Raw genomic sequence first — 23290 nt, forward strand, 5'->3', positions numbered from 1 at the left:
AGGTCCAAGCATGGCGATTGATACAGCGTGTTCTTCATCTGCTATTGCCATTTATCATGCCTGCGAAAGCTTGATGAAGGGAGAAAGCTCGCTTGCTATCGCTGGTGGCGTGAATGTTTCGATTCATCCTAAGAAATACCTAGGCTTAAGTAAGGCCCAAATGATTGGAAGCCACGTAGACAGTAGAAGTTTTGGAGATGGAGACGGATATTTACCAGCAGAAGGCGTAGGCGCTGTACTATTGAAGCCTTTAGCAAAAGCGATGGAGGATGGGGATTCCATCTTAGCCGTTATTAAATCAGCCGCGACCAATCATGGCGGACGTACCAATGGATTTTCCGTGCCTAATCCCCAAGCACAAGCGCAATTGATAGAAGAAAATTTTGCTAGAGCGGGCATTGATCCACGGACGATCAGTTATGTGGAAGCCGCCGCAAATGGCTCGCTGCTGGGAGATCCGATTGAGTTGAAGGCGTTAACGAATGCTTTTTCGAAGCAGACGGACGATGTTCAGTTTTGTGGAATTGGGTCGGTAAAATCGAATATCGGTCACGCAGAAGCAGCTTCCGGTATTTCTCAGCTGACAAAGGTAATCTTGCAGCTACAGCATCAGGAGTTGGTTCCCTCTATAAAAGCGGAGCCGTTGAACCCGCATGTCAATTTTGCAGAAACGCCTTTTTATTTGCAAAAAGATCGACAAAAGTGGGATCGACCAGTGGTGAGAATCAATGGAGAAGAACGAGAGGTTCCACGCCGGGCGACGATCAGTTCATTTGGAGCAGGCGGGTCAAATGCTCATTTGATTCTCGAAGAATATATTCCGGCGCAGACAGAGAGGAAATCCAGTTCTTCCGCCACTTCACCCCAGATTGTGGTTTTCTCGGCAAAAAATGCTGAGCGATTGCGTGCCGTAGCCCAGCAGATGCTTGTATTTGCCAAGCAGCAAGCGTTCTCCTTGGCGGATTTTGCCTACACACTTCAAATGAAACGAGAGGCTATGGAATGCAGATTGGCTATGGTGGTTCAAGATCGAGATGAGCTGATTCATGGATTACAGACGTATTTGGAAGCGGTCGAACAAGGCAGTGAGCCAACTGCATCGATTCCTATCTATACAGGAGATCTCGAAGAAGAGCATGCAGGAGTGAGAAATCTTCTTTCAGGCAAGGTAGGAGATACCGTATTGCAGGTTCTTTTAGCAGAAAATAATCTGGAAAAGCTTGCCCTTCATTGGACGCAGGGAGGTAAAATTCCTTGGGAATCCTTGCATCCACAAGAGCGTCGCATGATATCTCTGCCTACCTATCCTTTTGCGAGAGAACGCTATTGGCTCTCCACTTCCGAGGGTGAGGAGGAGCAGCTTGGAACTGAAACGATCACTCAACCTATGGAAAAAGCGACGTTAGCGATTGCTATCAACCCGGACAGCCCAACAGAGGAAAACATTCAGCGTGATATGGCACAATTTATCTCACGTGAATTACACCTTTCGGAAGGGCAAATTAAGCCAAACAAATATTTCTTGGACTATGGCATGGATTCGATCATGGTTACCAAGCTGATTCGTCATTTAGAGCATCGCTGGAACATCAAGATCAGAGGGCGGGAAGTACTGGAGAACCCGACGATGAAGTCCTTGGCCCATCTACTTGCGATAAAAATAAAAGAGTGGAGTCATAAAGAGATTGCTTCCACTACAGATTTAGAAACAATGTCTCAGGATAGTGGTGAACGGACGGAGAATCTCGGAGTCGATATGTTGCAAAAATTCAAAGAAGGCCTACTAAGCTTAGAAGAGATCGAACAGTTAATCGACAAAGGAGGGATGATATGATGCGACGGGAAATTCTCATGGCTTACAAAGAAGGTAAGCTGTCTGCTGCGGAAGTCAAAGAGAAGCTTCTGGAGCTGGAAAACCCATCGTTTACAAGTCCTCTGTCCGTCGGGCAGCAAGGATTGTGGATGTTGCAAAAAATGTCTCCTACGATGAGTGCTTATAATGTTCCGTTATGCTTTTGCATCCGTCAGAAATGGGACGTAGCCTTATTTATTCAGGCTTGCCACCTTGTACGAAAACAGCATCCGATTTTACAGCGTTCGATTATAGAAAAGCATGGTGTTCCGTATCTGCTTCAACATCTGGAGCAATCGCTTGCCATTGAGCAGGAGGACATCTCACACCTAACGTCCCAGGATGTATTGCCGTATCTCAGGCAAAAAGTAAAAGAACCCTTTTCATTGGAAAAGGGTTCTTTGCTTCGCATTCATCTATTGTCGCGTTCGGAAGAAGAGCATTTTGTCCTGATTACGATTCATCATATGATATTTGACGGACATTCCTCTTTGTTATTACTACAAGCATTGGTCCATACCTATATCGAGCTGGTTGAAGGAAAGCAGCCAAAAGTAACACTGAATTCAACCGATTACGCTGACTTCGTAAAGTGGGAACAGGACATGATGGCAAGCACGGAAGGTGGGGAACATCGTTCTTACTGGCTGGAGCAATTGTCAGGTACGTTACCACAACTGGAGCTTCCTGCCGATCGCCCGCGTTCTTCTGCACCAAGCTTTGAAGGACAGGTTTTTACGCACGTATTTTCACGAGATTTGAGTCAACAGGTGAAGCAGCTCTCCAAGCATTACCGCATGAACCCATCTGTTCTCTTGTTAGGGATTTTTAAAGCCTTATTGTATCGCTATACAGGTCAAATCGATGTGATTGTCGGCATGCCGACGATGGGGCGTCCAGAAGAGAGATTCGATTCCCTGATCGGTTATTTTGTCAATATGATCCCCATTCGCAGTCAGGTAACAGGGGAAAAGTCTTTCTCCCATTTCATTCGGGAATTGCAGCTTACGCTGATTGACGGGATGGATCACGCTGTATATCCTTTTCCAGCGATGGTTCGCGAGGCAAATATTCCTCGCCTTCATGGAAATTCACCCGTATTCGATATCATCTTTACGTACCAAAATTTTCTGCAATCGCAAAACTTGCAGCGATTTTATGATGAATGTCAAAACAAGCTTGCCATCGAATTGATTGAGGGTGTTCATCAAGAAGGTGAGTATGAATTTGAGTTAGAGGTGTTTGAGCAGGAAGCCGAGTTTGTATTGAATCTGAAATACAATCCACATGTATTTGACCAAGCGACGATACAGCGGATGGCAGAGCATTATCAGAATATCGCAAACGAAGTCATCAAAAATCCTGACATCGCTTTGGATGAGATACCGCTTATCTCTGCTGAAGAACGAAACATGCTGCTCGTTGAGTGGAATGCGACTGAAGCGGTATTTCCACAGGCTTTATGTATCCATGACTTGTTCGAGAAGCGAGTCCAGCAAACGCCAGATGCGGTGGCTGTTGTTTATGAAAATACGTCGTTGACCTACCGTGAACTGGATGAACAGATTACCAAGCTGGCGATCTATTTGCAGGCCAAGGGAGCAGGTCCAGAAGCTACGGTAGGGATTTGTGTCGAACGCTCCTTGGAAATGGTCATCGGCATTTTAGGTATTCTGAAAGCTGGCGCCGCTTATGTTCCATTGGACCCAACCTATTCCACAGAGCGGTTGGCATACATGTTGGAAGACAGCAAGAGCAATTTAGTGCTTACCCAGACTCGCCTTTTGGACAAGGTATCTTCAGCCGCAGGAGAAAATACGAAATGCATCTTGTTAGACAGGGATTGGGAAGAGGTTGAGCAGACAGCCCAGCGACAAAAAACGCTCAACCGGGTAGTAAACCCAACCCATCTGGCTTATGTGATTTATACATCTGGAAGCACAGGGAAACCAAAAGGGGTCATGGTGAGTCATGAAAGTATCATCAACACCCTCTTTTTCCTTGAATCTCGTTATCCGGTTATGGAGAACGATGTCTATCTGTTGAAAACCAACTATGTGTTTGATGTTTCGCTGTCCGAGCTGTTTGGTTGGTTCATTGGTAAAGGACGTCTGGTCATTCTTCCGCCACATGGGGAGAAATCTCCAGAAATGATAGCGGAATCTATCGTGAAGCATCGCGTGACACATGTCAATTTTGTTCCAGCGATGCTGAATGTCTTCGTAAACGGCGTTGTAGCGAATCAGCCATTCCTACAGCATTGTCCTCTAAAATATGTGATGGTTGCGGGCGAAGCCTTTCCAAAAGAGTTGGTGAAAAAGACGGTTGCCACTTTTCAAAAGGCGAAGATCGAAAATATTTACGGACCAACAGAAGCCTCCATTTATGCAGCATGGTTCTCCTGCTCTGAAAATGAACTGGTCAGCAGCAATACACCGATTGGTAGACCTGTCGCAAATACGCAACTCTACATCGTTGATCGCCATATGAATCCCGTGCCAGTTGGTGTTCCAGGAGAGCTTTGTATTGCAGGAAAAGGCTTGGCTCGTGGGTATTTGAATCGCCCAGAGCTTACCGCAGAGAAGTTTGTAGATAACCCGTTTACACTGGGAACTAAGTTGTACAAAACAGGTGATTTAACACGTTGGCTCCCTGATGGAACGATTGAGTATTTAGGCCGAATCGATCATCAAGTAAAAATTCGAGGCTTTCGAATTGAATTGGGTGAGATCGAGAGCCAACTAATGGCTCATCCACAGATCCAAAGTGTTGTCGTGTTGGTGAAAGAAGAGGGAGATCATAAGCGGTTGGTTGCTTATTATGTTCCAAAAGCAGGTGCGAACCATGAACGGCTTGAGCCGTCAAATTTACGGGATTATTTGAGAAGGAATTTGCCAGAGTATATGCTCCCGGCATTTTTTGTTTCCATGGATAAAATCCCGTTAACCGCTAATGGAAAAGTGGATCGCGCAGAGCTGCTGAATCAAAAGCTTGTGGTAACACAGGCGAAGAAGCAGAGTCTGCCGCACTCTGATATTGAGCAAAGGACTTTGAAAATTTGGCAGGATGTCCTGAATGTAGACGGGATCAGTACAGAAGATGGTTTTTTCGATGTGGGTGGAGACTCGATTCTCGCTACCATGGTTGTAGCCAAAATGACGGAAGAGTTTCAGTGCGATCTAAATGTGACCACTCTGTTTAAGTACGTCAATATTCGAGAGATTAGCGAATATATCGCAACAAGGAAAGAGAATGAATCGGATGAGCAAGCGGATTTTGTCAATCCGAACCAGGCAACGGAGTATAGTGAAGGACAAGTGGAGGAGTCATATCCTGAATACTATGAGGATAGCATCGCGATTATTGGAATGTCCTGCCACTTTCCAGGAGCGAAAAATCATAGAGAGTTCTGGGAGAATTTACGAAACGGCGTAGAAAGTGTACGTTTCTTCTCTGATGAGGAAATCGATCAATTACACCTGCCAGATGAATACTTACAGAATCCGAACTTTATTCCGGTACAATCCACTATTGAAGGGAAAGATCATTTCGATCCAGGATTCTTTCACCTTTCAGCAAGAGACGCAGAATTTATGGACCCGCAGTTTCGACTGTTATTGACCCATTCATGGAAAGCATTGGAGGATGCAGGGTATACGCCGAAACAGGTTCCGCAGACGGGTGTATTTATGTCGGCGAGCAATAGTTACTATCAAGCACTCTTGCCGCATTTCACCAAGGAATCACCGAATGTCATGAAAGACCCCAATGAATATGTCTCGTGGGTTTTAGCACAAGGTGGAACCATTCCAACGATGATTTCTCATAAAATGGGGCTGAAGGGGCCGAGCTTTGCCGTCCATTCCAATTGCTCTTCCTCGCTGGTTGGATTGCATCTGGCTTATCGCAGCCTGCAAGCGGGAGAATCGAAGGTGGCTTTAGTAGGGGGCGCAACTATTTTCCCTACGACTTATACAGGGTATGTCTATCAAGCTGGATTGAACTTTTCCAGTGATGGTCACTGCAAAACGTTCGACGCGTCAGCAGACGGCATGATCGGTGGAGAAGGAGTCGGCGTGGTTGTCCTCAAAAAAGCTTCCGATGCGATCAAGGACGGCGATCATATTTATGTCCTCATGAGAGGAATTCGCATCAATAATGACGGGGCAGATAAAGTCGGATTTTATGCGCCAAGTATAAAAGGTCAGGCTGAGGTGATTCAGCAAGTATTAGATGACACCAAGGTTCATCCTGAAACGATTAGCTATATCGAAGCGCATGGAACTGGTACTTATTTAGGCGATCCGATAGAATTTGCGGCGCTCAATGAAGTATATACAACATACACAACCAATAAACAGTACTGCGGTCTTGGATCGGTGAAAACCAATATTGGACATCTCGATACAGCCGCAGGGTTAGCCGGTTGCATCAAAGTAGCACTAAGCTTATACCATAATGAAATTCCTCCATCGCTAAACTATGAAAAGCCGAATCCGAATATCAATTTGGATCAATCACCGTTTTATGTGGTTGATACGCTCCAAAAATGGGAGGATGCGCCTGTTCCCCACAGAGCGGCGTTAAGTTCATTTGGTCTTGGCGGGACGAATGCTCATGCGATTTTTGAACAATGGAAGATCGGGGCCGAAGCTAGGCGTGACAACGTGAGTGATGATAGCAACCATCGCGTTTATTTCGTGCCGTTATCAGCCAAAAACGATGATCGTGTTCTAGCGTATGCCCAGCAACTCGTTGATTTCCTTAGAGATAATCAGGAACGAGTCCATATAGCAGATTTGGCCTATACTCTCCAAGTAGGAAGAGAAGCAATGGAGAGCAGGGCTATTTTTATTGTCAAAGGTACAGGGGAACTCATTCAAAAGCTGGATGACTTATTGAGTGGTGTCGAACAAACAGCGGGTAGCTTTAGAGGAAATGTAAAACAAGCAAACCACGAAGTATCCCTATTGAAAAAGAATGAGACGAATCGTGAACTGATTACCAAGCTGTTTGCAGAAGGCAATGGAGAAAAAGCAGTCGAGTTGTGGAGCAAGGGTCTAGATATCGAGTGGGAAGTCCTGTACAACGACGCAAGACCTCGGCGCATCAGCATGCCTACCTATCCTTTTGCTGAGGAGTCCTATGGGGTTCCTGAGAATGCGTACAAGGAGTTGGTAGCGGCTTCTGTACAGATTTCGCCAATCTCTACAGCAACTCCAAGGACAGAAACGCTTCTTCTCCAACCGTGCTGGAACGAACAGGAGATCAGTCAAAAAGCTGCTTCACCTGCTTTTGCACAGCATCTCGTGATCCTTTGTGAATGGACAGAGGAATTCCAAGAGCGTATCGAATCCGAAATGAACGGAGTGCGCTGCCTGGTTTTACAGCCACAATCACAGCAGGAAAGTATCGTAGAACGGTTCCAAGCCTACACCGTCTTGGTATTCACGGAAATCCAGCGAATCCTTGTCAATAAACCAAAGGGAAAAGTTCTGCTTCAGCTTGTTGTCCCTGACAAAGAGGAACAGCAATGCTTCTCGGCCCTCTCAGGTTTACTGAAAACGGCGCAATTGGAGAATCCCAAGCTGATTGGACAGCTTATTGAAGTACATGCAGAGGACAATCCAGAGGAATTGGTTCATAAGCTGCAACAAAACAGCAACGATGAGAAAAGTAAGCACATTCGTTATCAGGATGGCAAACGATGGGTGAGCGGTTGGACAGAACTGAAATCTTCTGGGCAAGCGAAGCATGTATGGAAAGATGATGGGGTTTATCTGATTACGGGCGGTGCTGGCGGATTAGGCTTGATTTTTGCCAAGGAAATCGCTCAGAGAACGAAGGGAGCGACAGTGATTATCACGGGTCGTTCTTCCTTGGATAAAGAAAAGACAGCCAAATGCAGCGAATTGCAAGCACTAGGAGCCAATATTCAATATCGTCAAGCTGATATCACACAAAAGCAGGCGGTAGAAGACTTATTCCAAGCCATCAAGCAAGAGTTTGGTAGCCTCACAGGCATCATTCATGGTGCGGGTGTCATCCGTGACAGTTTTATCATTAGAAAAACAGCGGATGAACTGGAACAAGTGCTGGCGCCGAAAGTTTCTGGACTGGTTCATCTCGATGAGGCAAGCAAGGATATAGCACTTGATTTCTTTATTCTCTTCTCTTCTGGCGTAGGATGCTTCGGGAATGCAGGGCAAGCTGATTATGCTGCAGCCAATGCCTTTATGGATCAATACGCCAAGTATCGCCGGGGTTTGTTGAAAGCAGGCGAACGACAAGGCCAAACACTCTCTATCAATTGGCCGCTGTGGAAAGATGGCGGTATGCGTGTTGATGCAGCGACAGAGAAGATTATGGAGACCAGAGGCATGATCGCGATGCCGACTGCAAGTGGCATACAGGCGCTGTATCAAGGGGTGGCTTCCGGCTCTGGGCAGATGCTGGTAATCGAAGGCAATCTGCCAGCACTCATGGAACAATTGCTAGGTACTCCCGCCGTGTCGCAGCTCGATTCTACACCGATGCAGGATGCGAAGCTATCGGTCGATGCAGGCGTGTTAAAAGAGAAAACGCTCTATCAGCTAAAAGTGATGTTCGGTCAAGAGACGAGACTTGGAGCAGGTAAAATCGCTGTCGATGAACCGTTCGAAACATACGGAATCGATTCGATTATGGTGATCCAGCTGAATAAAAAGCTAGGTGATGTCTTTAGCGAATTGTCCAAGACCATCCTGTATGAATACCAGACTCTTAACACCCTTGCATATTATCTCGTCGCTGATCATCTACAGGAATGCATGAAGTGGACGGGGCTTGATCGTCAGGGTGCAGTCAATCGCGGAACATCAATACCATTGACGGGTAACGTACGTGATACAGCCAGCCATGAACCGACTCGCAGTGTAGCCGTGCAATCAGGAAATCAGATAGCGCGGGAGCCGATTGCCATTATCGGCATGAGCGGACGCTATCCAAAAGCGCGATCGTTGAATGAGTATTGGGAGAATCTGAAGTCTGGAAAGGATTGCATTACAGAAATTCCGGAAGGACGCTGGTCACTGGATGGCTTTTTCGAACCTGATCCAGACAAAGCTGTGGCAGAAGGAAAAAGCTATGGCAAATGGGGCGGCTTTGTAGAGGGATTCGCTGACTTTGATCCCCTCTTTTTCAATATGTCACCCTGGGAAGCGATGCATTTTGATCCACAGGAACGGTTGTTTATGGAGTCTTGCTGGGAAGTGTTGGAGGACGCAGGTTATACGAGACAACAGCTTGCAGAAAAGTACAATCGACGAGTCGGGGTTTTTGGAGGGATCACAAAGACCGGTTTCAGCTTGTATGGACCTGATTTATGGAAGCAGGGTGAATTGATTTACCCGCACACATCGTTTAGCTCACTGACGAATCGTGTTTCCTATTTCCTCAATCTCCAAGGTCCGAGTATGCCGATTGATACGATGTGCTCCGCTTCGCTCACAGCGATTCATGAGGCATGCGAGCATCTGTATAACGGGGATTGTGAACTGGCGATTGCCGGCGGAGTCAACCTGTATCTGCATCCTTCCAGCTATGTCTTTTTGTCAGCACTGCATATGCTTTCCGTAGATGGACAATGCAAAAGCTTTGGGCAAGGAGGAAACGGTTTTGTACCGGGGGAAGGCGTAGGTACAGTGCTGCTCAAACCACTGTCGAGAGCCATTGCGGATGGCGACCATATCTATGGGTTGATTCGTGGAACCAGCGTGAATCACGGCGGAAAAACCAATGGTTATACCGTACCGAATCCAACTGCTCAAGGAGAGCTGATTCGCCAGGCACTGGATAAGGCAGGCGTTCATGCCAAAACCGTAAGCTATATAGAAGCGCACGGAACAGGCACGGAGCTTGGCGATCCGATTGAAATTACAGGTCTCATTCAAGCCTTCCGCAAGGATACGCAGGATACGGGATATTGTGCGATTGGTTCCGTTAAATCCAATATTGGTCACTTGGAAGCGGCGGCTGGAATAGCAGGAGTGGCAAAAATTTTGCTGCAAATGAAGCATCAACAGCTGGTCCCAAGTCTGCATGCGCAAGAGTTGAATCCGAATATTCCTTTCTCGAAAACGCCTTTTGTCGTTCAGCAGGATTTGGCTGAATGGAAGCGACCGTTAATGGAAGTGAATGGAGAAAGGAGAGAATTTCCGAGAATTGCCGGGATTTCTTCTTTTGGTGCAGGAGGGGCCAATGCACACGTCGTGATTGAGGAATACATTCCAGAGGTCAAGGAACGCCCGTCGATCACGGTCAGTCCGCAAAATCCGTCGATCATCGTCCTGTCGGCAAAAAATAAGGAGCGTCTCATCGAACAAGTGCAAAGACTGTTAGCGTCGATTGAGGAGCAATCATTTACAGATGTGGATCTGGCAGATATTGCGTATACGCTTCAAGTGGGACGCGAGGCAATGGAAGAACGCCTGGCCCTGCTGACGAGCTCGCTTTCAGAACTTGTGGAGAAGTTGCGTAGCTTTCTTGCAGGTGATGACAACATTGCCGACCTCTATCAAGGTCAGGTAAAGCGCGGCAGAGAAACAACAGACATCTTCGCAGGCGATGAGGAATTGCAAGAAGCGATTGAAAAATGGATACAGCGTAAAAAATTCTCTAAGCTTCTCGATTTCTGGGTAAAGGGCTTGAATGTTGACTGGAATAAGCTTTATGACGAAAACAAGCCTCGTCGGATCAGCTTGCCTGCGTATCCTTTTGCTAGAGAGCATTACTGGCTGCCAAAACCGAAGACACAGCCGTCAACTAACACACAAGGTACGCTTGGTCTGACTGCGTCCCTTCATCCTTTGCTGCATCAAAATACTTCGGATCTCCGTGAGCAAAGATTCAGCTCTACTTTTGATGGTCAGGAATTCTTTTTATCGGATCATGTTGTAAAAGGAAAGAGAATCCTGCCAGGGGTTGCTTATCTTGAGATGGCTCGAGCTGCTGCGGATTTAGCAGTGGGAGCGTTGGAAGACGAGCAATACGCGATAGAGCTTAAAAATGTAGGTTGGGCGCAACCGATTGTAGTGGAAGACAAGCCTGTTCAAGTCCACATTGGCATTTATCCTGAGGATAACGGGGAGCTTCACTATGAAATATACAGCGAACCGCAAGCAGAACAGGCTGAAGCGGTGATACACAGTCAAGGAAATGTGGTGTTAACAGCGATCACTGCTGCACCCACGCATAATCTCGATGCGATCAAAGCCCACTGCAGCTATCGCACGCTTCATGCAAGTCAGTGCTATGAAGCTTTTCAAACAATGGGACTTGTCTATGGTCCGGCCCATCAAGGAATTGAGCAAGTGTACGTGGGAGTGGGACAAGTATTGGCCAAATTAGCCATGCCTTCCAAGGTTGCCGAGACGCAAGGAGAATTCGTCTTGCATCCGAGCATGCTAGATTCGGCCTTACAATCTTCTATCGGATTACTGCTTAGCGCAGGCGATACAGCGATTCTGAAGCCAATCCTGCCTTTTGCACTGGAGAAGCTGAGCATTTTTAGCCAGACTTCTTCCCAGATGTGGGTATGGATTCGACAGGCTGACGGCAATAGGATGGGAGACAAGGTACAGAAAGTAGATATTGATTTGTGTGACGGCCAAGGAACGGTTTGCGTGCGTATGCAGGGCTTCTCCGCACGAGTGCTGGAAGGCGAAGTAGAGACGCTGGATTCCAAAGGGAAACTGGGAACACTGCTGGTTCATCCTGAGTGGAAGGAACAAGCGGTTGTGAGCAACGCCGAAACCCCTGACTATACACAGCGAGTCGTGATGATGATTGAACCGGATCGCGTTTCTTGGAACAATCTCCAAACCTATTTGAATGGAGTCCATTGCATTCCTTTGCAATCCGCACAAGAAGGCATTTCCGAGCGTTTCATTGATTATACGACGCAGGTATTTGAGGAAATTCAAGAGATTTTCAAGCAAAAAGTACGCGGCAAGGCATTGGTTCAGATTGTCGTTCCCATGCGAGCTGAACAGCCGTTTTTCACCGCATTCTCTGGATTGCTGAAAACGGCGAAATTGGAGAATCCCAACCTAATTGGACAGGTAATAGAGGTAGAAGCGAGCAACGACGAATTCGAGATTGCTGAAAAAATAAATGAGAATGTCCGCTGCCCATTGGATGTTCAGATTCGATATCAATCTGGAAAGAGATATGTAGCTGAGTGGGTAGAACTGGATACTCCACAAGAAGCGAGCATTCCGTGGAAAGACGGTGGGGTTTATCTCATCACTGGCGGGGCAGGCGGATTGGGTTATATTTTTGCCAACGAAATTGTACAAAAGGTTCAACATGCGAACTTGATTCTGACAGGACGTTCCCCATTAGATGAAGAGAAGCAAGGAAAACTCCGGGAATGGAAAGAATCGGGAGCAAGAGTTGAATACCGTCTAGTTGATGTGACGCAGAAACAGGAAATGGCAGATTTGATTCGCACGATTCAACAGGACTATGGACGTCTTCATGGCATTATTCATAGTGCTGGCGTGCTTCGTGACAGCTATATCCTCAAGAAAAACAGGGAAGAAGTCCAAACAGTTCAGGGTCCGAAGGTTACGGGCCTTATCAATCTGGATGAAGCCAGTAAAGATGTAGAACTGGATTTCCTGGTACTGTTTTCTTCGGTGGCAGGCAGCTTGGGAAATATCGGACAAGCTGACTATGCTTGCGCCAACGCCTTTATGGACAGATTCGCCCACTATCGCAATGGATTGGTTGCATTAAAGCAGCGACACGGACAGACATTGTCCATGAATTGGCCGTTGTGGGAAGAGGGCGGAATGCAGGCTGATGCAGAGGCTGGTGACATGTTGAAGCATAGCATGGGTGTAGTCGCTATGCAGACTTCGACGGGGATTGCAGCTATGTACCAAGGCTTAGCCTCCGGAAAAGCTCAGGTCATGGTGATGGAAGGTGATCTGGCTAAGCTCAAGCAAACACTGTTTTTGCAAACGCCAGTCAACAGTTTTCAATCGAAACATTCGGTAACGGTGGATGCCAGCAGTCTGTTGCAAAAAGTGGAACTGGCCTTGATGCAAACCGTGTCGGAGCTGCTTCAGGTTCCTACCACAGATATTGATGTCAAAGTGGAGCTGTCTGAACTCGGATTCAATCAGGTTCTCCTGACTGAATTCACCAACAAGCTTAGTCAGCAATATCAAATTGGACTGATTCCGACTGTATTCGTGGAGTGTCCGACGCTTCAGCAGCTTGCGTCCTATTTACTTGAAGAATTTGAAGACATGCTGGTCAAACAGATGCAGCCAGTGGCATCAATCACACCAATCAGAGTAGAGCAAAATGAAAAACAAGCGACCACATATGTGGAACAAAATGTCCTCCAGGAAAAAGCGACTCATTTTGTGAAAAAGGAATTTGCCGAGGTACTGCAACTGCCCGTAAATCGAATCGAAGAAGATGCTTCGATGGAGACATACGGAATTGATTCGATTCTATCCATGAAATTAACCAACCAATTAGAGAAAAGCTTTGGCTCACTACCGAAAACGTTATTTTTTGAGTATCAAACGATTCAAGAATTGATTGGATATTTCTTGGACTCCTATCGAGACAAATTCATTGAAATCTTGGGTCTGAAGGAACCACAGCGGCAGGAAACAGTTGTTATCGAAGAAACAGCATCCGTGACAAAAGAAGAAAATACGTCGAAAAGGCAAATGAACAGCCATCACGGAAGAAGTCGCAAAGGCTCGCGGTTCGTTTCGACACAAAAGGAAACCCAACCAGCCAAAGGAGCTTTGGATGTTGCGATCATTGGGGTTTCTGGACGTTATCCGAAAGCACGGAATACGCAAGAGTTCTGGAACAATCTGCGCGATGGCAAGGATTGCATAACGGAGATCCCCAAAGAGCGCTGGAACCACAGTCTGTATTTTGATGAGGATAAGAACAAACGGGGGAAAACCTACAGCAAATGGGGCGGATTCATAGACGGTGTAGATCAATTCGATCCGCTGTTCTTCAACATCTCGCCTCTGGAAGCAGAAATCATGGACCCGCAGGAACGTTTATTCCTGGAGTGTGTGTATGAAACTTTAGAGGATGCAGGCTATACCCGTGAATCTCTCGGATCGTCCCAAGGCTTCGGACTTGGCGGTAATGTCGGTGTTTATGTGGGCATTATGTATGAAGAGTATCAACTGTATGGTGCACAAGAAACCATGATGGGCAGACCAATGGCCCTTGGCGGAAGCTTCTCATCTGTAGCGAACCGGGTTTCTTATTTCTTTGATTTCCATGGTCCTAGCGTAGCGGTTGACACCATGTGTTCCTCTTCTCTAACCGGCATCCATTTTGCCTGCCAAAGCTTGCAGCGCGGTGAATGCGAGGTTGCGATTGCAGGGGGTGTCAATGTGTCCATTCACCCGAATAAATATTTGATGCTTGGACAGGGAAAATTTGCTTCCAGCAAGGGACGATGCGAAAGCTTTGGGCTTGGCGGTGACGGCTATGTGCCTGGAGAGGGTGTCGGAGCGGTACTGCTTAAACCTCTGGCGAAAGCAATCGCCGATGGAGATCAAATTTACGGTGTGATTAAAGGAAGCGCCATTAACCATGGTGGCAAAACAAATGGCTATACCGTTCCTAACCCGAATGCACAAGCGAGCGTAATTGGCCGTGCCTTGAAGGAGGCAGGAATTGATCCACGGACGATTAGTTATTTGGAAGCTCACGGTACAGGTACTTCTTTAGGAGATCCCATAGAGATCGCAGGTTTGACAAAAGCCTTCCAAGCGTACACAACAGACAAGCAGTTCTGCTCAATCGGATCAGCGAAGTCCAATATCGGGCATTGTGAGAGTGCAGCGGGAATTGCCGGGATAACGAAAATCCTGTTACAGCTCAAACATGGACAACTAGCACCATCCTTGCATGCGGAGGTGCTAAACCCGAATATTGATTTCAGCACGACTCCGTTTGTCGTACAGCAAGAGCTGGCGGAGTGGAGACGTCCTGTCATTGACGGTCAGGAAATTCCAAGACGCTCCGGTGTGAGCAGCTTTGGTGCGGGTGGCTCGAATGCTCATATCGTTTTGGAAGAGTACATTCCAGACGATGAGAAACGTCCAGCTATCCAAGTAAGTCACACGAATCCAGCGATCATTCTCCTGTCAGCGAAGAATGAAAGCCAGCTCCACGAACAGGCACAGCGTTTGTTAGCTGCGATCAAGGATCAGTCCATTTCTGACATGGACTTAGCAGCTATTGCTTACACGCTTCAAATTGGGCGAGAAGCCATGGAAGAGCGCCTGGCTGTGATGGCCAGTTCCATTCAAGAGCTTCAGGAAAAGCTGATGCAATTTGTAGAGGGACAGGAAGGCGTCACAGACGTATTCCGAGGACTGGTGAAAGGCAATAAAAAGACGATCACCGTATTTGAAGCGGATGAAGATTTGAAACAGGCAATCGATGCTTGGATGAGCAAAAGAAAATACGCCAAGCTGCTTGATCTGTGGGTAAGTGGAGGCGTGGTTGATTGGCAAAAGCTTTACGGTGAGAAGAAGCCTCGTCGCATTAGCTTGCCGACGTATCCGTTTGCAAGGGAACGTTATTGGATTCCTCAGATGGAGACACAATCTGCGAGAGAAGTTGCAGCTGCATCAGAAGGGACGCTCTTCCTACACCCATTGCTCCAGAAAAACACGTCTGAATTGTTGGAACAGCGGTATAGTTCCACCTTCCGTGGACAGGAGTTTTTCTTGGCAGATCATGTTGTTAATGGACAGCAGCTCTTACCGGGGGTTGCCTATCTCGAAATGGCACGTGAGGCAATCGATCAGTCAGCAGGAGCCTTGAAAGCGGAACAGAATGGCATGACGCTCAAAAATATTGTGTGGGCCAAGCCAATTGCTGTCGATGATCAGCCTGTCGATGTTCACATTGGTCTGCAGCTGGAAGACAGTGGAGAGATTGGCTATCGAATTTACAGTCAGCATACCGGAAATGCAGCAGAAGAGAACGTGCACAGTCAGGGAAGTGCCGTATTCCATACGGTTGCGGATACGCCAACCCTTGATCTCGCTATGTTACAAGCCGCGTGTAGCCATAGTATCTTGAGTGGCAGCCAATGCTATGACAGTTATAAAGCAATGGGAATCCATTATGGTCCAGCGCTGCAAGGAATTGAGCTAGTGCATAAGGGCACGGAGCAGGTGTTGGCAAAGCTGTCCTTACCTTCTGCTGTTTTGGGGACAGAAGAGCAGTTTGTACTGCATCCAAGTATGATGGATTCTGCTTTGCAGGCGGCGATTGGTTTATTTATGGGGGCAGATGACAGGAGTCTCGCCGACCATCTTGATTCGCTCAAGCCAATCTTGCCGTTTGCCCTAGATGAGCTGGAAATCTTCAGTCCATGCACGCCGCAAATGTGGGCGTATATTCGCTACAGTGATGGCAGCAACGCTTCTGATCATGTGCAGAAGCTGGATATTGACTTATGTGACGAGCAAGGAAATGTTTGCATCAGAATGAAACGATTTTCGTCTCGTAAGCTGGATGGCAAAGGGGAAGGCTTCGAAGCTACAAGGGCACAAGAGATGCTGATGGTTCATCCTTGCTGGCAGGAACAAGTAGGTGCTCAGAAAACGGAGCCTCCTACCTATGCACAGCATATCGTGATGATTGCCGAAGGTTTTGAATCGTCGCTTGCAAGTCTATCAGCACAGATGAATGAAGTGCACTTGATTCCTTTACAATCCCAACAGGATGGTATTGCGGACAGGTTCGAGGCCTATGCTTCCCAAGTATTTTTGGAAATCCAAAGCATCTTTCAACAAAAGATACTTGGCAAGGTGTTATTGCAGGTCGTTGTTCCCGACAAAGCGGAGCATTCGTACGTAAGCGGACTTTCTGGCTTGCTGAAAACAGCTCAGCAGGAGAATCCAAATGTAATCGGCCAATTCATTGAAATAAACCAAGGTGAACATGCGGCAGAAATCATAAACAAGCTGCATGAGAATGCCTGCCATCCTATGGACGACCGAATTCGCTATCAAGCGGGTAAACGTTATGTAATGGGCTGGTGTGAAACCAAGCCATTGCATGATGAGGTCGCCATTCCGTGGAAAGATCAAGGAACCTATCTGATTACGGGTGGAGCAGGCGGCTTAGGGTTGATTTTCGCAAGGGAAATCGCGAGCCAAGCGAAACAGGCAACCTTAATTCTCACAGGACGTTCTCCTCTTCGTGAAGATAAACAAGCGATGCTTCATGATTTGCAAAGGTCAGGGGCAAGCGTAGTCTACCGTCAAGTTGATGTGACGGACAAGGAGGAAGTAGTCCAGCTCATCCAAAGTATTCAACAGGAATTCGGAGGTCTTCACGGCATCATCCATAGCGCTGGTGTCGTTCGAGATAACTTCATCCTCAAGAAAACGACTGAAGAATGGAACCAAGTGGTAGCGCCAAAAGTTACCGGCCTTACGAATTTGGATGAGGCAAGTAAAGATCAGCCTCTCGATTTCTTCGTCCTCTTTTCTTCGATAGCAGGAAGTATAGGAAATAGTGGTCAGGCAGACTATGCTTGCGCGAATGCCTTTATGGATGGCTATGCGAAATATCGAAATGAACGGGTGCAGGCAAAGCAACGTCAAGGTCAAACAGTCTCCATCAACTGGCCGCTCTGGAAAGAGGGCGGAATGCAAGTAGATGAAGCGGTTGAGGAGATGGTGAAACAAAGGATTGGAATGATCGCTTTGCAGACCGCGACGGGTATTCGTGCTTTTTATGAAGCCGTAGCTTCTCGAAAAGATCAGGTGATGGTAATGGAAGGAGATCTACAACGCCTCCACGCAGCAGTGGTGGGAAGACCGAAGACAACAGAACAAGAAGTCAAAGCTTCTCCCGTCATACAACCATCAAGTCATCATTTGCCAAAGGAAAAAGCGATCTATTATTTCAAAAAGCTGGTCTCTTCCGTGATCAAGCTGCCAATAGACCGCATCGAAGCAGATGCCTTGTTGGAAAAGTACGGAATTGACTCGATTATGGTCATGCAATTAACAAATGAATTAGAAAAAACGTTTGGTTCGTTGTCGAAAACATTATTTTTCGAATATCAGACTATCGAAGAAATTGCGAAATACTTCCTGGCATCGCACCGAGAGCAAATGATGAGTATCCTTGGTATGGATGAGAAAGAAGCACCAACGGCATCCCCTGTTAAAAAGTCGAGCGTTGCACCGATCATCAACAACCGCAGGAGCAAAGGCAACGCGTTGAAGGAAACGAGGAGAGAAACCCAACCAGCAAACGACGCCTTCGATATTGCAATCATTGGGGTCTCCGGTCGTTATCCGAAAGCGAGAAACATGAATGAGTTCTGGCGTAACCTGCGTGATGGCAAGGATTGTGTCACAGAAATTCCTGAAGAGCGTTGGGATCACAGCCTGTTTTTTGATGCAGATAAGAAAAAGCAAGGAAAAACCTACAGCAAGTGGGGAGGCTTCCTGGACGGTGTAGATCAATTTGACCCGTTATTTTTTAATATCACACCAAGAGAGGCTGAAATTATGGACCCGCAGGAGCGCTTGTTCTTGGAATGCGTCTATGAAACGTTAGAAGATGCCGGGTATACTCGTGAAACGCTCGGCTCAACACCTGGCATGGGTCTAGGCGGTAATGTCGGGGTTTATGTCGGAGTCATGTACGAAGAATACCAGCTCTATGGAGCCCAAGAAACAATGCTCGGCAGACCGATGGCGCTGGCAGGAAGTCCAGCCTCCATTGCGAATCGGGTTTCTTATTTCTGCAACTTCCATGGGCCTAGCATGGCGGTCGATACGATGTGTTCCTCTTCTCTGACAACTATTCATTTGGCTTGCCAAAGTCTCCAGCAAGGGGAATGTGAGGCTGCTATTGCAGGTGGGGTCAATGTATCGATTCACCCTAATAAATACCTGATGCTTGGACAAGGCAAATTTGCATCCAGCAAGGGACGATGCGAAAGCTTTGGTATCGGCGGTGACGGGTATGTACCTGGCGAGGGAGTGGGAGCAGTCCTGCTCAAGCCTCTGGCGAAAGCGATTGCCGATGGAGATCAAATTTATGGTGTGATAAAAGGAACAGCGGTTAACCATGGCGGAAAAACGAATGGATACAATGTACCTAGCCCGAATGCCCAAGCTCGGGTTATTGGACGTGCTTTCGAAAAAGCCGGAATCGATCCGCGGACGATCAGCTATCTGGAAGCACACGGTACGGGGACCTCTTTAGGTGATCCGATTGAAATGACGGGCTTAACGAAGGCTTTCCAAGCGTATACAAATGACAAACAGTTTTGTGCCATTGGATCGGCGAAGTCCAACATTGGGCATTGTGAGAGTGCAGCCGGAATCGCTGGGGTGACGAAGGTCTTATTGCAGCTCAAGCATGGACAATTAGCACCATCCCTGCATGCTGAAGTGCTCAATCCGAATATTGATTTCAGTATGACGCCGTTTGTGGTTCAGCAAGAGCTGGCGGAGTGGAAGCGCCCTGTCATTGACGGACGGGAAGCTCCACGGCGTGCCGGTGTGAGCAGTTTTGGTGCGGGCGGATCGAATGCTCATGTGGTGATTGAAGAATATATTTCAAAAATGCAAGAACAGCCTACAGAAATAGCAAGACCGCAAAATCCTGCTTTGATACTCTTATCAGCCAAGAATGAAGAACAGCTACATCAACGGGTACAACGACTGCTCGGAGCCATTGCGGAACAGGGATTGTCCGATGCGGATTTAGCAGAAATGGCGTATACCCTTCAAGTGGGACGAGAAGCGATGGAAGAACGTTTGGCTGTGATCGCAGGCTCGATGACTGAGCTTGAAGAGAAATTGAAGCAATTCATAGGAAGACAGAAGGAGATTGAAGACCTGTACCACGGACAGGTAAAACGTCATAAAGAGACCTTGGCAATCTTTGCAGCAGATGATGATATGCCGCAAATGATTGATTCCTGGATGAACAAAGGCAAATACGGAAAATTACTGGACGTTTGGGTCAAAGGGCTGAACATGGACTGGAGCAGCTTGTATGAGGAGAGAAAGCCTCGCCGGATTAGTCTTCCAACCTATCCATTTAGCAGAGAAGCTTATTGGGTGCCTGGTGGATATACGTCATTTACAGGTGCAGCATCCCGAGCCACATATGAGCAACATCCCGTTCAGCCAGACATGCGTTTTGTGAAAAAGCAATGGAAGGCTTGCCCAGCGATGCCAACCAAGGAAGCTCATCGAACGATTGGTATTTTCACAACGGATGAAACGAAGCATTTGGCGATTCAACTGTCCAACCATTTCGCTAAGAGTGAAATCCTAGAGCTGAACGAGCTCGAATCACGATTCCATCAGGATGAGATGGCGTGGAAAAACTATGATGGCATCGTAGATTTGGTCGGTTGTGGACATCAGCAGACCGATTCGCTGATTTGGATTCCATGGCTGCAACAACTCATTGAGAATGGTCATAAGGAAGGCTTGAAGCTATTGGGTGTGACAAAAGGCTTGGAGTCTTACCAGAATGACTCTGTCAATCTGTCGGGTGCCTCACGTGTTGGTTTGTACCGGATGCTGCAAAGTGAATATAAGCATCTGCAATCACGCCATGTGGATCTAGATCCATTAGCTGATGGAGAAGAACTTGCGCAACAGATTGCAGCAGAGTTCCTCATTGAGGATCAGGAAACAGAGGTTTGCTATCGATTGGGTGAGCGTTATAGCGCTTATCTTCAGGAAGAGATGGTAGCGGACGGTCAGGAGCCAGCGCTTGTTTTCCCTGAGAACCATGTTCTATTGATAACAGGCGGTACACGGGGGCTTGGTTATTTATGCGCCAAGCATTTTGTAGAGCGTTATGGTGTCAAAAAACTGGTGCTCACAGGGCGAGAAAGTCTGCCGCCGCGCGAGCAATGGGGAGCTTATCAGCAGCAAAGCACTTCCGTAGCAAAGAAAATTCGGGCGGTACAAGCTTTGGAAGAGCAAGGCGTACAGGTTCAAGTCTTATCTGTATCCTTAACCGATGAAGAGGCTTTGCAACAGCATTTGTACGAGTTGAAACAGACGATGGGTCCGATTGGCGGGGTGATTCATTGTGCTGGTTTTAGCGATGATCAAAATCCTGCGTTTATTCGGAAATCGACGGATAGAATTCAGCAGGTATTACAACCGAAAGTGGCTGGGCTTAATACGCTATACAAAAGCTGCAAGGACGAGCCTTTACAGTTCTTCGTTCTCTTTTCATCTGTTTCGGCAATCATTCCGTCCTTGGCTTCGGGCCAGAGTGATTATGCGTTAGCCAATGCCTATATGGATTATTTTGCTTCCGCACATGCTGATTCTTGCCCGATCTTGAGCATTCAGTGGCCGAGTTGGAAGGAAACAGGAATCGGTGCAGTCACGACCAAAGCCTATCAACAATCAGGACTGGTACACATCACTGACGAGCAAGGACTGCGATTACTGGATCATATTCTTTTGAAAAAGATGGGTCCCGTTGTTTTCCCGGCAGCAATCAACCAAGAGCTGTGGGAACCCCAGCAATTGATGCGACACAAAAAGCAAGAAGCTTATGCTGCGAACCTGTCGTCTCATCGTCTAACAGCAGGCAAGCGGACGCAAAGCTTAGTGGATCTTGTGAAGACAGCACAAACAAAACTAATTGAGCTGTTTGCGAAGGAGTTGAAAATAGATCCTGCCAGATTGGAGATAGACAAAGAGTTTCCTGACTATGGGATCGATTCGGTGTTACTGGCTCAAGTCATGAATGAGATCAGTAAATGGTTGGGCAAGGACTTGGACCCGACGATTTTATATGAATATCCCACCATAGAAACACTTGCAGAATGGCTGACCAGCAATCACGGGGATTCCATCGCTGACGATCTGACGCAGACTTCTCCTGAAATGAACGACGATCCGAAGAGTCAGCCCATACGTAGTGAGACTGTGAAAAGCCAGATGGTGAGTAATCAGGCTACCCCATATAGGGAGGCAAATCCATCTGACATTGCGGTAGTGGGGCTCTCTTGCCGTTTTCCGGGTGCTCGTAACGTGGAAGAATATTGGGAGTTGTTAGCGGAGGGCCGTTCAGCCATTGGTGCTGTACCCAAGGAACGCTGGGGGTATGAAAATTCCTATCATGCAGGACTTCTGGACAACATTACTGCTTTTGATCCTTCATACTTCCTGATAGCAAAAGAAGATGCGAAGGCCATGGACCCGCAAGCCTTATTGGTATTGGAGGAAAGTCTTCATCTATGGCATCAGGCTGGATACACACCGAAGGACATCAAGGGAACATCGGTAGGCGTCTACATCGGGGCAAGAAGTAATCATCGCCCAAGTGAAGATCGTCTGCATCAAACACAAAACCCAATTATGACCGTGGGACAAAACTATTTGGCTACAAATATTTCCCAGTACTTCGATCTTAGAGGTCCCAGCATGGTCATCGATACCGCATGCTCTTCGGCGCTGGTCGGGATGAATATGGCGATTCATTCTCTTCGTATTGGAGAGATTGAGGCTGCTATCATCGGCGGGGTTAACGTGTTAAGTGGTGATGAAGCGCATCGGATGTTCCACCAAAGAGGAATTTTAAGCGAAGAGCCAGCCTTCCATATTTTTGACAGGCGTGCGGACGGACTCGTATTGGGAGAAGGCGTAGGAATGGTTTTATTGAAGACCGTGGAGCAAGCACTGGCTGATGGTGATGAAATACATGCCGTCATCAAGGGAGTAGCGGTCAACAATGATGGACGAACGGCAGGTCCTGCCACCCCGAATTTGCAAGCCCAAAAAGAGGTTATGCACTCGGCACTGGCTAAAGCTGGCATGAAGCCGGAACAAATCAGCTATATAGAAGCGAATGGCTCGGGTTCAGAGGTTACAGATTTACTTGAGCTCAAAGCCATTCAGTCTGTCTATCGCTCATCTCATACGGCCGCTTGCGGATTAGGATCGATCAAGCCAAACATCGGTCATCCATTATGTGCAGAAGGGATTGCTAGTTTGATAAAAGTCGTGCTGATGCTCAAAAACCAACAATTGGTTCCGTTCCTGTCAGGGCAAGAGCCGATGACCCATTTCCATATGGAGTCAACGCCTTTTTATTTTCAACGACAGCTTTCTGAATGGAACGATTCGCCCAGAATAGCAGCGATTAATTGTTTTGCAGATGGGGGAACCAATGCCAACGTCGTTTTACAATCCTGGGAGGAGGCAGTCTCACGTCCGAACAAACGACATTCGATTGCACCTCCGACGTTAAACCGATTTGACGTCTACCGTGAAGAGGCAGGTCGTTCAACAAAAACACGGACATATCTGAGCCAGAAGCCCAACCATACGACCAGTATTTGGAAGCGACAAATAGTGGAGGGATAAA

At 47.2% G+C, this 23290-nt stretch carries 2 protein-coding genes (1 of these 2 only partly in view); both read left to right on the top strand.

The window, feature by feature from the left end:
* On the top strand, positions 1–1834 hold the 3' portion of the coding sequence (locus HP399_RS10920) for an SDR family NAD(P)-dependent oxidoreductase (RefSeq protein WP_173617109.1). It extends 10085 nt beyond the left edge of the window; the window shows 1834 of its 11919 coding nt (coding positions 10086–11919); its start codon lies off the left edge, out of view; the stop codon is at positions 1832–1834.
* Positions 1831–23289, top strand: a complete 21459-nt coding sequence (locus tag HP399_RS10925; protein WP_173617110.1) for a non-ribosomal peptide synthetase — start codon at positions 1831–1833, stop codon at positions 23287–23289. Before HP399_RS10920 ends, HP399_RS10925 begins: the two co-directional genes overlap by 4 nt.
* The last annotated feature ends 1 nt before the right edge of the window (position 23290 follow it).

Origin of the sequence: Brevibacillus sp. DP1.3A (assembly GCF_013284245.2) — a bacterium.
Taxonomy (GTDB): domain Bacteria; phylum Bacillota; class Bacilli; order Brevibacillales; family Brevibacillaceae; genus Brevibacillus.

Coding starts and splice junctions, on each gene's coding strand:
- HP399_RS10925 (WP_173617110.1), top strand. CDS start 1,831: ATGATGCGACGGGAAATTCTCATGGCTTACAAAGAAGGTAAGCTGTCT.